Source organism: Acinetobacter sp. YH12252, from assembly GCF_013417365.1.
Taxonomy (GTDB): domain Bacteria; phylum Pseudomonadota; class Gammaproteobacteria; order Pseudomonadales; family Moraxellaceae; genus Acinetobacter; species Acinetobacter towneri.
In genome coordinates, this window is record NZ_VPEA01000001.1 from 79,764 (window position 1) to 93,073 (window position 13,310).

At 41.5% G+C, this 13,310-nt stretch carries 12 protein-coding genes; 4 read left to right on the plus strand and 8 right to left on the minus strand.

Annotated features, from left to right (window positions below):
* Positions 1 to 4: 4 nt before the first annotated feature.
* The 5 genes from putP to FTV28_RS00410 all read right to left on the minus strand — a co-directional run bounded on the left by putP (position 5) and on the right by FTV28_RS00410 (position 4,837).
* Positions 5 to 1,507 (minus strand): sodium/proline symporter PutP, encoded by a 1,503-nt coding sequence (gene putP / locus FTV28_RS00390; protein WP_179989220.1) that lies wholly within the window; start codon positions 1,505 to 1,507, stop codon positions 5 to 7.
* A 221-nt stretch (positions 1,508 to 1,728) separates the two neighbouring features.
* Complete coding sequence (locus FTV28_RS00395; RefSeq protein ID WP_179989221.1) at positions 1,729 to 2,586, minus strand: SPFH domain-containing protein; 858 nt, start codon at positions 2,584 to 2,586, stop codon at positions 1,729 to 1,731.
* Between the two features lies 1 nt (position 2,587).
* On the minus strand, positions 2,588 to 3,073 hold the full coding sequence (locus tag FTV28_RS00400; RefSeq protein WP_096902094.1) for an NfeD family protein: 486 nt from the start codon (positions 3,071 to 3,073) through the stop codon (positions 2,588 to 2,590).
* Positions 3,074 to 3,203: 130 nt separating this feature from the next.
* Positions 3,204 to 4,121, minus strand: coding sequence for a patatin-like phospholipase family protein (locus tag FTV28_RS00405; protein ID WP_096902052.1), 918 nt, complete (start codon positions 4,119 to 4,121; stop codon positions 3,204 to 3,206).
* Between the two features lie 62 nt (positions 4,122 to 4,183).
* Complete coding sequence (locus FTV28_RS00410; protein ID WP_004972299.1) at positions 4,184 to 4,837, minus strand: 1-acyl-sn-glycerol-3-phosphate acyltransferase; 654 nt, start codon at positions 4,835 to 4,837, stop codon at positions 4,184 to 4,186.
* 227 nt (positions 4,838 to 5,064) lie between these two features.
* Between FTV28_RS00410 and FTV28_RS00415 the strand changes: the two genes are divergently transcribed.
* Positions 5,065 to 6,348 (plus strand): MFS transporter, encoded by a 1,284-nt coding sequence (locus FTV28_RS00415; RefSeq protein ID WP_179989222.1) that lies wholly within the window; start codon positions 5,065 to 5,067, stop codon positions 6,346 to 6,348.
* 271 nt (positions 6,349 to 6,619) lie between these two features.
* Here FTV28_RS00415 and FTV28_RS00420 read toward each other — a convergent pair whose 3' ends face one another.
* Positions 6,620 to 7,297 (minus strand): YetF domain-containing protein, encoded by a 678-nt coding sequence (locus tag FTV28_RS00420; RefSeq protein ID WP_178866190.1) that lies wholly within the window; start codon positions 7,295 to 7,297, stop codon positions 6,620 to 6,622.
* Between the two features lie 149 nt (positions 7,298 to 7,446).
* Between FTV28_RS00420 and FTV28_RS00425 the strand changes: the two genes are divergently transcribed.
* Positions 7,447 to 7,836, plus strand: coding sequence for an endonuclease domain-containing protein (locus tag FTV28_RS00425; RefSeq protein WP_179989223.1), 390 nt, complete (start codon positions 7,447 to 7,449; stop codon positions 7,834 to 7,836).
* Positions 7,837 to 7,984: 148 nt separating this feature from the next.
* Here FTV28_RS00425 and FTV28_RS00430 read toward each other — a convergent pair whose 3' ends face one another.
* Positions 7,985 to 8,560: a hypothetical protein gene (locus FTV28_RS00430; RefSeq protein WP_136144609.1), complete on the minus strand. Its 576-nt coding sequence runs from the start codon at positions 8,558 to 8,560 to the stop codon at positions 7,985 to 7,987.
* Between the two features lie 64 nt (positions 8,561 to 8,624).
* Entirely contained in the window at positions 8,625 to 11,519 is a 2,895-nt protein-coding gene (locus FTV28_RS00435; protein WP_179989224.1) for a valine--tRNA ligase, read from the minus strand.
* Positions 11,520 to 11,770: 251 nt separating this feature from the next.
* Here FTV28_RS00435 and FTV28_RS00440 point away from each other — a divergent pair, with 251 nt between their 5' ends.
* Together FTV28_RS00440 and FTV28_RS00445 are read left to right on the plus strand one after the other, a co-directional pair.
* Positions 11,771 to 12,439 (plus strand): hypothetical protein, encoded by a 669-nt coding sequence (locus FTV28_RS00440; protein WP_179989225.1) that lies wholly within the window; start codon positions 11,771 to 11,773, stop codon positions 12,437 to 12,439.
* Between the two features lie 42 nt (positions 12,440 to 12,481).
* Positions 12,482 to 13,288 carry an SDR family NAD(P)-dependent oxidoreductase gene (locus FTV28_RS00445; protein WP_004972288.1) on the plus strand — a complete coding sequence of 269 codons (807 nt, stop codon included), beginning with the start codon at positions 12,482 to 12,484 and terminating at the stop codon, positions 13,286 to 13,288.
* Positions 13,289 to 13,310 lie beyond the last annotated feature (22 nt).

A 13,310-nucleotide genomic window follows, 5' to 3' on the forward strand; every position in this document is an offset into this window, starting at 1 on the left:
CAGATCAATCTACAGCTGATTGCGATTCTTTATATTGCTGATCGGCCTGTTCAAAACGGTCTGTCACTTCATGACTTGGTGCTTTGCCCAATAAACTCACCACCACAATCGCAATCCAAGAACACACAAAACCTGGAATAATTTCATAAATACCCGTATCTGCCCAAAGGTTTTTCCAAAGTATCACCATTAGTGCGCCAACAACCATCCCCGCCAATGCACCATTTAAAGTCATGCGTTTCCAGAACAAAGACAGAATAATCAGCGGGCCAAATGCTGCACCGAAGCCTGCCCAAGCATAAGAAACCAATCCCAAGACTTTCGATTCAGGATTACCCGCCATACAAATAGCAAGCAGTGCAATCATGAGAACCATGCCACGTCCGACCCAGACCAATTCATTTTGTGAAGCATTTTTGCGTAAGAAAGATTTGTAAAAATCTTCGGTTAAAGTACTTGAGCAGACCAAAAGTTGACAGCTTAGGGTACTCATCACAGCAGCTAAAATTGCCGCCAGTACCACACCTGCTACCCACGGGTTAAACAGGATTTTGGTCAGTTCCATAAATACTGTTTCAGGGTTGGCATTGACCACACCTGCCAGTTCAGGATGTTGTTGGAAGTAGGCGATACCAAAAAAGCCCGCAGCCACCGCACCGCCTAAACATAAGGTCATCCATGTCATGCCAATACGACGTGCATTCGGAATAGACTTGACTGAATCAACTGCCATAAAACGCACTAAAATATGTGGCTGTCCAAAATAGCCTAAGCCCCATGCCATGAGGGAAATGATCGCGACCCAGCTTAAATCTCCGACTAAATTCAGCGCCTGCGGACGAGCCGCTTCTAAAGCAAGTGTGACTTGGCTTAGGTCAGAAAAGCTGAGTAGGGTAATGATAGGGGTCAGCAAGAGCGCAAAAATCATCAAGCCAGCCTGAATGGTGTCCGTCCAGCTGACTGCCAAGAAACCACCAATAAACACATAGCTGATGGTGGCAATAGCACTAATCCACAATGCAGTGCTATAAGGCAGATCAAACATACTTTCAAATAAGCGCGCACCTGCAACCATGCCCGAAGCACAATAAATCGCAAAGAAAATTAGAATTACGCAGGCAGATACAATCCTTAAAATTTTTCTTTGATCATTAAAACGGTTAGAAAAATAATCAGGCAAAGTCAGTGCATTGTGCTGTACTTCGGTGTGTACTCGTAAACGACCTGCCACCAAAAGCCAGTTTAGCCATGCGCCAATAATCAGACCAACGGCAATCCACATTTCAGACAAACCTGAAAGATAAATGGCACCGGGTAAGCCCATCAGCAACCAGCCACTCATATCGGATGCGCCTGCAGAAAGTGCAGTGACAAAACTGCCAAGGCGACGACCACCTAAAATGTAGTCCGAGAAATTTCGAGTCGCGCGATAAGCTAATAAACCAATGACAATCATGGCGACAATATAAAACAGGAAAGTAATAATGGTGGGGTTGAGTGCGCTCATACAGTATCCATTTGGGTTTTGGACAGTCGATGAAAATACAGACTGCTGCTAGACGTGAGTCACTCAATTTTGTGAGTGCAGAGATCTCATCTGCGGTGCTGATTTCATCAAGAAACGCGAAATTTAACCATACATTAAAAAATATTTCAGATTTTTTTCTGAATGGGCATAAAATAGGCAGCTTGAAAGCTGCCTATCATCTTGATGTTTATCTGATTTGCTTATGGATTATTGCGACCCATAACACCACGAATAGTATTCAAGACATCTGAAGGTAAGACCACAGTTTTGGCATTGTTCGATTTCGCCATATCTTGCATGGCTTTTACATATTGCTCACCCAATAAGTACGCCACAGGAATTTCTTTATCACCCACCGCAGAGCTAACCATTTCAATAGCACGTTGAGAAGATTCTGCCAATACAACTTGCGCTTCTGCATCACGACGTGAAGCTTCCAAACGACCATCGGCTTCTAAAATAGCCGCTTGTTTTTCACCATCGGCTTTGGTTACGGTAGCACGACGCTGACGTTCTGCTGCAGCTTGTTCTTCCATAGCTGCCTGCATGGTATGCGATGGTTTAATATCCTGAATTTCTACAGTTTTAAGGGTAATTCCCCAGTCTGAAATATCATCAGAAATGGCTGCTTTGAGTTTGGCTTTGATGTGATCACGTGAAGACAAGGCATCATCCAAATCCATTTCACCCACAATAGAGCGCAATGAGGTTTGAACAAGGTTTTGAATCGCCCAAGTATAGTTTTCAATGCCATACACTGCTTTTTCAGGAGTCGTGAGGTTTATGTACGCAACCGCATTCATGAGTAGAACTGCGTTGTCACGGGTAATAACTTCCTGAGATGGAATATCTAATACAATATCTTTGGTGGTGACTTTATAGGCCACTTCATCGACATAAGGAATGACGAAGTTAAGTCCCGGTGCAAGCGTGGTGTGGTATTTACCCAGACGTTGCACAATCCACTTATAACCTTGCGGAACAATTCGCACGCCTTTAAAAATGGTAATTCCAACAAAGGCTAAAATCGCTAAAACAATAATAGATCCACCAGACATTTTAATTTCTCACTTTTTCGTTGTCATGTGCGCTGTGATGCGGCTGCACCACCAAATCATTACCCAAAATATCAATCACGCGAATACGATCTCCCACTTGCACAGGGCTTGTGGTGCGGCAGTTCCATTCGTCTGAACCAAGTACGGGCATCGGGAAACGGACTTTAATTTGATCATGTTCCAAGTTGGTTTGAATAACCATGCCAATTTGTCCAATAGTGGCTTCGCGTGACAAGCCTGCTTTGGTTTTATCGGTAGATAAGGGTTTGATAAATTTAAACCACGCCAAGGTACATAGTACCGACAAGATAATCCACATCACCAATTGGGTGGTGGTACCCATCATGGGGAACATCCAGTATAAAATACCGACCATGACTGCCCCAATACCAAACCATAAAGCGGCAAACGCAGGCAAGACCAGTTCTGAAAGCATTAACAGAACGCCTAGTACAAACCAGTGCCAAGGTTCAAGAACGAATTCCATACATCTACTCGCGTATTTTTTACGATTGGTTAATTCTAATTGCTTAGAGAAACGCATCGACTTAAAAAGATGCGCTCTCATCACTTTAACAGATCAATAAGTTTATGAATATTAAAAAAATCACTGAATCCTAAAATTTCGGACGTGGTGCTGGTTTTAATGCAGCCGGTGATTTTTTAAAGTTATTGATGGCTTGCAGAATTGCTTTGACCTGTAATTGTGCGGCTTTTTCACCTTCTAAAATGGTTTGGTTACTGGCTTTTAAATCTAGAGTACCAATATGTCCAACTTTAGGTTGAATCACGATATTGGCCTGCGCCAATTCCTGATTGATGCTTTGCTGCCCCATAATATTGAGGGTTTGATCGAGTAAGCCCCACATGCTGACAGGTTGATTGCCTGTCGGACGTGCAGAAATATCCACTGCAATGACTAAGTCGGCACCCATCGCTTTAGCCGTCTGTACGGGAATTGGGCTGACCAAGCCGCCATCCACATATTGTGTTCCGCCAATGGTGGCAGGTACAAAAACATTCGGAATACTGCAAGAGGCACGTACGGCTTGACCAGCATTGCCTTTAATAAAGTCGGCTTTACGTCCATTATCTAAACGTGTGGCAACGGCAGCAAAACGAATTGGAAATTTTTCAATCGGTTTATTGGCTACGTGTTGATTGACAAAGTCTTGTAACTTTTGACCTGCAATAAAACCCTGACGGTTTAAGGTTAAATCACGAATGTCGGATTCTTTAAAGGTTAGGGCAATATGTTGGAGCTGATAAGGACTTTTACCACTGGCGTATAAACTGCCGACAAAGCTGCCTGCACTGGTGCCTGTGACAATTTTTGGTTTAATCCCGTGAGACTCTAAAACTTTAATGACGCCAATATGTGCAAAACCTTTAGCACCACCGCCACCCAGCGCCAGTGCAATTACAGGTTCACGTGCTTGGATAGGTGTGGTGCTTGGCGGTGTTTTTGTTGTTTTGTCGCAGCCAGCCAAAGTTAGAGCTAGTACGCCCACTAAAGAATAACGAATCAGTTGCATATCAAATCTAAATTTAGATCAAAGAATATTGCGCCCATCTGAACAAAAAATAGAAACTTTGACTAGCCCTTTTTCAAAAGCTTTTGTAACGGTTTTGCCAACCAATGTGGATTTTTAGCCGAAAACTTGCCGTGATATTGCGTATAAATTGCATCTAAATCTTGAGCATAATCGCCCGTAGGATGAAACACGCCCAAAATATGAATGGTTTTGTGTGCATAATCAAAAGAGAACATCACAATTGGGATATTGGCGCCGTAGGCAATATGGTAAAAGCCACTGCGGATATTTTCGGCTTGTTTACGTGTGCCTTCGGGCGCCATACCAATCCAGATTTTTTCTTTTTTTCGTACAATCTCAATAATATCTTGGGTATGTCCTTGAGGAGAATGGCGCACCACAGGAATTACCCCAATCCAGTTTAAAAGTGGCTTGAGTGGGGTTTCAAATAAAGTGTGCTTACCAAAAATAGTAATTTGAATACCTAAACCGAGTAGGGCGGTAAAACCATGCCACGCATCAATATTTGACGTATGCGGTGAGATAATAGCAACTGCTTTGGGCAAGTTGGGAAATTCGCCCACCATTTGCCAGCCTTGCGCCAAAAAAATATTTTTAAATAAAGCACGACTGCTGGCTGTTCCACGTTGTGGAACTTGGTCGGGTAACTGTGGAAATTGCCGTGCACTGCGTGCAAAAGGATTGGTGATTTTCATGAATGCGATGTCATCCTGACGTGCGTGATTAACAACAATAAATACCCAATATCATGACGCATGAATCTAAATCTATTCAAGATATTAGACTTTCGCTTTGTCTGATTCATTGGCAAAATAGTCGAAATCTGAATGTGAAAGTGATGAAAAATAACAATCCATTATTCAAAATTTTAGTGTAGTACTGCGTTTTTTTGATCTTTTGCCCATATCTAAATTGAGATGCTATGCCCAATTTGCGCCAAACTTATTTGTTGTTATTTTCTCTGTATTGGGCGCAGGGCTTGCCTGTTGGTTTTATGACCCATGCCTTGCCTGTGATTTTACGTGCGCAAGGTGTGTCTTTGACACATATTGGCGGTTTCGGTTTGTTAATGCTGCCATGGTCAATCAAAGTGTTTTGGGCACCTTTGGTAGATCGCTTTGGACATTCATATTTTGGGCATTATCGTAGCTGGATTTTGCCGTGCCAGTGGCTGAGTGTTTTGGTGCTGATTGGGCTGTCCTTTTTACCGATTGAGTCCTTAAATCATCCTATATATTTGTGGGTGTTTTTTGTGGCTTTGCTCGGTATGAACTTGGTCGGTGCAACCCAAGATATTGCCACCGATGGTTTGGCGGTCAATATTTTACAAGCCAAACAGCAACATTGGGGTAATACCTTTCAGGTGGTTGGTTCACGACTGGGCTTTATTGTGGGTGGTGGTGCAATTCTGTGGGCATTGGATTGGCTAGATTGGCAAAAAACTTTCTTAATTTTAGCGGGATTGGTGTTTTTAAATACCTTGCCAATTTTAATGTTTAAAGAGCCACAACATGCTGCTAAACAAGTGCTTGTTCAAGCTCAAAGTAAAATGTCATTTCACGCACGTCTTGCTGCGATTCGTGAATATCTGCGCTATTTTGTGGAAACGCCTGTACTGTACGCATGGCTATGGGTGTTACTCAGCTTTAAAATTGCCGATGGTTTGGCTGGCCCTTTATTAAAACCTTTAATGGTAGATTTAGGCTTAAGCTTTTCTCAAATTGGCATTTATGTGACCATGTTGGGAGCAATGGCCGCTTTGTTGGGTGCAGGCATCGCAGGGTTGATGCTGAAATGGTGGTCTAGAGCGCATGCCCTCATCATTTTTTCTGTGCTTAAAATTTTGAGTTTAGTGGCCTATGCTTATTTGGCTGAATTGTATGAACAGCAAGTTGATGTTGCACACTGGCTGATTTATAGCATTAATGCTGCAGAAGATTTGTGCTCTGCCATGTTACTTGTGGTGATGCTGACCTTGATTATGCAGTACAGCCGTAAACAATACGCAGGGACCGACTTTACATTTCAGGTTGCGATTATGGCGACTGTGAGCGGGGTACTCTATACCCTGAGTGGAATGTTGGGCGATGCTTTAGGCTATGCGAATTACTTATTGTTGATTTGTATTGTTGCGATTTTTTGCCTTGTACCGATCTGGAAATGGGCAAAGCTTGCGAAAAGCACTCATTTATCAGCACTTGAATAAGAATATAGATCATCAAGACAGGATGACAGACTTAAACCACTTTAAAAAATACATTGAGTGAAAAAATAAAAGCGACCCTTAAAGAGTCGCTGGAGTATAAAAGGTATCCACATTGAAGTAGATACCGATCTCGTTTTTGTGATTTTCAAAAATTATTATTTGCGCTTTCAGTGCTTCACTTCGGCAGCGCAGGTAGTATAACTTTTAATTATGACAATCCTGCGACAACTTAAGTCGCATAGAAATATGTTGCAGGTAAAATCAGCATATTCTAGCTGCGGTATGGGGTATTGATTGCCTGTGTCCATTGTTGGTGATTACAACGCGGGCAGACTTCATTGGCATGTTTAAGTAAACGGACATGCCCGCAATACATGCAGGCATAATAAGTGTGTGGAACTATGCGGTACGCGAGTTGGCAAGCTTTAGGAAATAAGGGTAAACCATAGCGTGTGGCATCGCCATGAAAAAACAACATGCTGAATTTTCCATCACTTTCTAGTAAGCCAACACGTACTTGCCCTAAATGCTCCACGCCTTGTTGGCGCATTTCGGCAAAGAATTCATCATGCGACATTTTACCGTACTTAATTTTTTCTAAGACCAATTCACCATCTTCTACAATATATAGCGATTTACCTTCAATCAAATCTTCAAAGGGTTGGTATTTCATCATGAGCCATGTGGTCAGGCGATACATCCCAATCACCACTGTCATCACCACCAAGGCATGTACCAAGGGTAAATCTTCAGTGAACATAGGGTCGCCCGCAATAGAACCGAGCGATAAAATAATGGCCAATTCAAAAATAGAAAGCTGGCGTACTCCGCGTTTTCCTGTGAGGCGTAAAAATAGAATAATCATGCCAAACATGAGTGCAGCACGAATCATTAATTCTGCAACAAATGTCCATGTGGTGTCGTGAATGAAGATGGTGAACCAATCCATAGATTGTCTATTTTGTTATTTTGATGCTTGATACTATGCTTAAATTGAGTGGGTAAAATAGTGGTTTTGAGTAAAGAACTGCAATTATTTTAGTGGTTTAGAAACATAGAAATTTGTTATATTGCCTAAAAACTATAAATACAAAAATAATGAATAAGAAGATGAATCCGCAACTCTTACAATTTGCCAAATCTATGCGCCATGCTGCTACGGATGCTGAAAATTTGCTGTGGCAGCGACTTTGTGCCAAACGCTTTATGAATCTCAAGTTTCGCCGTCAGCATGTGATCAAACCTTATATTTTAGATTTTTACTGTCATGAAATTGGTTTAGTGATTGAGTTGGATGGTAGTCAGCATGGAACGAATGATGCGATTGAATACGATGCTGAGCGAACTAAGTTTTTAGAGGCTTTGGGTTTAACGGTTGTTCGGTATTGGAATCATGATGTGTTGGGAAGGGTGGATGTGGTGTTGGAGGATTTGTGGCAGGTGTGTTCTGAATTGAAAAATACCTCTTTTATTAAAGAGGTATTTTGAAAATTATCGACGATTGCTTGATTCAAAATCTACACGGGGATCAGCACTTTCCGTAGTTACTCTGTAATTTGACGGTAAATTAACAGAATCTTTAACCCATGTAGGTCTAGGACGGCTAGAAGCTGTTAGGGTTGTTAAAGTATTTTGATTATTTCTTGATGTAGAGTTTTGAGAGTTCTGTGTATGTCTGGACATTGCATTCTCCCGTTAACCATAAAATTAATAGATATAGACATAATATGCTAAAAATAGCTGCTGCACAATTAATCTCTGAATAAGCTTTTTCTAAAGCAATAACTTTGTCTTCAAGCATTTGGGCATTTCGAGAAATTAAATCCTGATAAATTTCTCCCATATACCACAGGCATGTTCTTTCGTCATTATCCATAAAAGTGTTAATTAAATTGGTGTCATCCAACGGAACTTTTTCTAGTGCAGAAAGACTAAGTACTTTTGCAATTTTATACCAACAGCTTAGAATTGCTATAAACAAGATTACACATAAAATATATAAAATCCATTTAGTTAATGAAGTGCAAGCATAAGCAGTAAAAGTTTCTAACTTGGTTAGTGCTGCTGAGTAGGCAACTATCACAATACCAACCATTGTTGAATATTTAATTGCTTTATCATCCAGTGATTTACTTCTATCGATCTCTAGTTGATATTCATGCTTGGAAACTTCAAATAGAATTTTATATTTATTGATGTCATCTTGGCTCATATTGAAAAACAAAGGGCTGAATAATCAGCCCTTTATACACAAATTAGATCAAACTAACAACACATTAAAGCGCTGCAATCTGCTCCATATTCGCTTTAATCTTCGCTAACTGATCAGCAAACTCAGCAAGTTTCACTTTCTCGCCTTCAACCACAGCAGCAGGGGCTTTGGCCACAAAACCTTCATTCGCAAGTTTAGTTACAATTTGGTCATGCTGCTTTTGAACCTTGTCTAAGTCTTTTTGTAGGCGACCCAATTCCGCTTTAGGGTCAATTAAACCCTTCATTGGAACGTATACAGACACGTGACCCACGACAGAAGAAGAAGACAATGGCGGTTGTTCGCCATCTGCCAAGAAGGTAATGCTCTCAACTTTTGCCAATGCTTTAAACAACGGCTCAATACGAGAAATTTGTGCTTTTTCTGCTTCAGTGGTGTTCTGTAAAAGCACTGGTAATAAGCGTGCATTACCTAGACCCATTTCACCACGAATGTTACGCACCGCACCAATCAAACCTTGTAGCCATTGCATATCTGCTTCGGCTTGTTCGTTAATTTTGGCCTCATCTGCAACAGGGTAGTTTGCCAACATAATGGTTTCACCACCCAAGCCAATCATTGGTGCAAGGGTCTGCCAAATTTCTTCCGTCAAGTACGGCATGATTGGGTGAGCAAGACGTAAAGAAGCTTCCATGACCGCAAGTAATACACGACGAACTTCGGCTTTGCGTTCTTCAGAAACAGACTCATCATTCAGAACAGGTTTGGTTAGCTCTACATACCAATCGCAGTATTCATTCCAGATAAAGTCATAAATCGCTTGCGCAGCCAAGTCTAAACGATACGTTGCAAAGGCTTGATGAACGGCTTGTTCTGCCTTTTGTAAACGGCTCACAATCCACTGTTCAGGCAATTCCCAAAGGTCTTGACGTGCTTCTTGACCAACCGTTTGACCTTCAACATTCATCAATACAAAACGAGTTGCATTCCAAATTTTGTTGGCAAAGTTACGGTAACCTTCCACACGTTTCATATCAAACTTGATGTCACGACCTGTGTTTGCCAATGCACAGAAGGTAAAACGAACGGCGTCTGTACCATAAGCCTGAATCCCTTCTGGGAATTCTTTGCGGGTCAATTTTTCAATTTTCGCTGCTTGTTTCGGGTTCATCAAACCTGTGGTACGTTTTTGTACTAAAGTTTCAAGATCAACACCATCAATCAAGTCTAATGGGTCAAGCACGTTGCCCTTAGACTTCGACATTTTTTGACCTTCGCTGTCACGTACCAAACCATGTACATACACAGTTTTGAACGGCACTTGTGGCGTACCATCTTCATTTTTCATGAAGTGCATGGTTAGCATGATCATGCGGGCAACCCAGAAGAAGATGATGTCAAAACCTGTCACCAATACATCTGTTGGATGGAAGGTGTTTAAGAAGTAGTTGGCTTTGTCTTTTTCAGCATCGCCTGTCCAGCCTAAAGTTGAGAATGTCCACAGACCTGATGAGAACCATGTATCGAGTACGTCTTCGTCTTGGTTTAATTGAACATCGGCAGGGATATTATTTTTCGTACGAACTTCTTCTTCGTTACGACCTACATAAACATTGCCTTCAGCATCGTACCAAGCAGGAATACGGTGACCCCACCACAATTGACGCGAGATACACCAGTCTTGAATGTTGTTCATCCACGCCATATACATATTGCTGTATTGCTCAGGCACGAACTTGATGCGACCATCTTTCACTGCTTCAATTGCAGGCTGCGCCAACGGTGCAATTTTGACATACCATTGGTCGGTCAATAATGGCTCAACAATCACGCCTGAACGGTCACCGCGAGGTGGTTTTAGCGTGTACGGTTGGATCTGATCTAACCAGCCTTCAGCTTCCGCTTGCTCAACTAATTTTTTACGTGCTTCAAAACGCTCTAAACCAATGTAGTCTGCAGGTGCAGGAATGGTTTTAGAAATTTGTTCGCCTGCTTTCGCAATATATTCAAACTCAGCCAATACTTCAGCATTTTTGTTGAAGATATTGATGATTGGCAATTCGCAGCGTTTACCCACTTCATAGTCATTGAAGTCGTGTGCAGGGGTAATTTTTACACAGCCTGTACCGAATTCTTTATCGACATATTCATCTTTTACGATTGGAACGGCACGACCTGTAATTGGGAGGATGATGTTTTGACCAACAAGGTGCGAGTAACGCTCATCATCTAGCGCGACAGCAACAGCTGTATCACCTAACAACGTTTCAGGACGAGTGGTTGCAACGACGATGTGATCTTTGCCATCGTGCGTACGCAGTGACTTGTCTTCAAAGAAATATTTAAAGTGCCACAATGAACCTGCTTCTTCTTTATCTGATTCAACTTCTAAGTCAGAAAGTGCAGTTTGTAATTTTGGATCCCAGTTAACCAAGCGTTTACCACGGTAAATTAAACCTTCTTCGTGTAATTTCACGAAAACTTCTTTCACCGCATTCGATAAGCCTTCATCCATGGTGAAGCGTTCACGTGACCAGTCTACCGAAGAACCTAAACGACGGATTTGACGGGTAATGTTGCCGCCAGATTGTTCTTTCCATTCCCAAACTTTTTCAATGAACTTTTCACGACCTAAGTCGTGGCGGCTGATGTTTTGTGCGCCCAATTGACGCTCAACCACCATTTGCGTGGCAATACCTGCGTGGTCTGTACCTGGTTGCCATAAGGTATTTTTACCCGACATACGGTTAAAACGAGTCAGGGCATCCATAATGGCATTGTTAAAACCATGACCCATGTGCAAGCTACCAGTGACGTTTGGCGGCGGAATCATGATACAGAATGATTCGCCCTTTTCAGATGGCTTGAAATAGCCGTTGTCTTCCCAAGTCTTGTACCATTTTTTCTCGATCTCGGTTGGATCGTAGGTTGTAGCAATATTTTGCGCTGAATCAGTCATAGTAAGAACAGGTTAAAAGTGAATAAAAAATTGCGTCTATTGTAGCAAAAAAATTGCCAGCTAAGCGAGATTCAGCATCGCCAAACTTCTTGCAATTGGCAGTTAGGCAAACTCATCGTATGATGAGCAATAAGGATGATAAAAACTTGAAGATGCTCATTGTATATCACTCGGTTTTAAACTGAGGTTAAGCAAGGAGTTTTAAAATAGATGACAACACATCAATACGGTCAAAATAGGCAAGTTCAGTTATGACTTATGCTGTAGCATTAAAATTAAAACCAGAAACCTATCAAAAATTTCAACAATTGCATCAACAGTTCAATGCAGGCGAAACTGAAAGTTTGGCCAAGCCTTTAGGAGCAGTCTTAACCGAAATTTCCTGTGAAGTGATTGAGCAGTTGTTTGGTGAAATGTCACGCTCTAAACATGCGCTAGACAATGAGTCTGAAAAAACCATTCAACAGGTAACCGATACCATGCAAAAATATATGCCGTGGTCGGTTTCATTTTTTGGCAATGAACGCTTAACGCCTATGGTCAATTATTTGGCCGAGATGATGGATCAACAGGCAAGTCAGGCAGTTTTAACTTATCCTGTAGATAGCATTTTAATCAAAGAAACTTTAGGCAATATTGAGCAGATTAAGCAGGGCAACAGTGCCTATATTGACCCTGCCTTTAAAGGATTTGTTCAAATCATTGATCAAGGCGTAAGCTGTTTAATTCGTGATCCGAAAAAAATGCTGAAATTTAATTTGGTGGTCGATAAAACTTTAAACGGCGTGATTCATTTGACTACGCAACTGGGGTATAAACGCCTAGAAAAAATGGGTGCGCAATTCGATTTGGAAAGTGCAGAGATATATTTAAACCATTTTCTTGGGTTTTTGCAGCATCCTGCAAAACCTAAGACTTAAATTTTGATGACTTAAATTTTTAAATAACGCGGACAAACGGTTATGGCAAAACGGGAAAACTTGGAACATAAAGTGGTGTGGATTACAGGTGCATCTTCTGGCATTGGTAAGGCATTGGCAAAAGAGTGTGCTTTACAAGGTGCACAAGTGATTTTAACCGCACGTCGTTATGAAGAACTTGAAAAAGTACGCGTGAGTTTACTGAATCCTGAACGTCATCTTTCTGTATGTGCAGATATTACCAATGAAAGTCAGGTGTTACATGCGTATGAACAAGTTTTGGCACGTAAAGGACGCATTGACTGGCTAATTAATAATGCAGGTTTAAGTCAGCGCGCTTTAATTGCCGATACCACTATGCAGACTGAACGCACCATTATGGAAGTGGATTATTTTTCTCAGGTCTTTCTGACCAAAACTGTCTTGCCGACCTTTTTACAGCAAAAACATGGTCGCATTATTTTTGTATCTAGTGTTGCAGCATTATTGGGTACGCAATATCGCGCGTCATATTCTGCAGCGAAAAGTGCCATTCACATGTGGGCGAATAGTTTGCGTGCCGAAGTAGCGGAGCAGGGCGTACAGGTTTCAGTTGTTTTCCCAGGATTTGTGAATACCAATGTGTCTTTTAATGCGTTGAATGGTGAAGGCAAACCACAAGGACATCAAGATGAAGCCATTGAAAATGGTTTAGATGCCGATGTTTTTGCTAAAAATACAGTTAAAGCACTCATGGCAGGCGATGAATATATCGTGGTCGGGGGCGCTAAAGAAAAACTGGGCGTGTTGGTGTCGCGTTTATCGCCAAGTACTTTATATAAAATGATTCGTAAAACCAAAGTGAAGTAATTTTTAATCAAAGTGACTTCAA

Bases quoted from the DNA above. Each gene is read 5' to 3' on its own strand.
- FTV28_RS00415 (WP_179989222.1), top strand. From the start codon at position 5,065: ATGCCCAATTTGCGCCAAACTTATTTGTTGTTATTTTCTCTGTATTGG.
- FTV28_RS00435 (WP_179989224.1), bottom strand. From the start codon at position 11,519: ATGACTGATTCAGCGCAAAATATTGCTACAACCTACGATCCAACCGAG.
- FTV28_RS00395 (WP_179989221.1), bottom strand. From the start codon at position 2,586: ATGTCTGGTGGATCTATTATTGTTTTAGCGATTTTAGCCTTTGTTGGA.
- putP (WP_179989220.1), bottom strand. From the start codon at position 1,507: ATGAGCGCACTCAACCCCACCATTATTACTTTCCTGTTTTATATTGTC.
- FTV28_RS00425 (WP_179989223.1), top strand. From the start codon at position 7,447: ATGAATAAGAAGATGAATCCGCAACTCTTACAATTTGCCAAATCTATG.
- FTV28_RS00445 (WP_004972288.1), top strand. From the start codon at position 12,482: ATGGCAAAACGGGAAAACTTGGAACATAAAGTGGTGTGGATTACAGGT.
- FTV28_RS00400 (WP_096902094.1), bottom strand. From the start codon at position 3,073: ATGGAATTCGTTCTTGAACCTTGGCACTGGTTTGTACTAGGCGTTCTG.
- FTV28_RS00440 (WP_179989225.1), top strand. From the start codon at position 11,771: ATGACTTATGCTGTAGCATTAAAATTAAAACCAGAAACCTATCAAAAA.
- FTV28_RS00430 (WP_136144609.1), bottom strand. From the start codon at position 8,560: ATGAGCCAAGATGACATCAATAAATATAAAATTCTATTTGAAGTTTCC.
- FTV28_RS00410 (WP_004972299.1), bottom strand. From the start codon at position 4,837: ATGAAAATCACCAATCCTTTTGCACGCAGTGCACGGCAATTTCCACAG.
- FTV28_RS00405 (WP_096902052.1), bottom strand. From the start codon at position 4,121: ATGCAACTGATTCGTTATTCTTTAGTGGGCGTACTAGCTCTAACTTTG.
- FTV28_RS00420 (WP_178866190.1), bottom strand. From the start codon at position 7,297: ATGGATTGGTTCACCATCTTCATTCACGACACCACATGGACATTTGTT.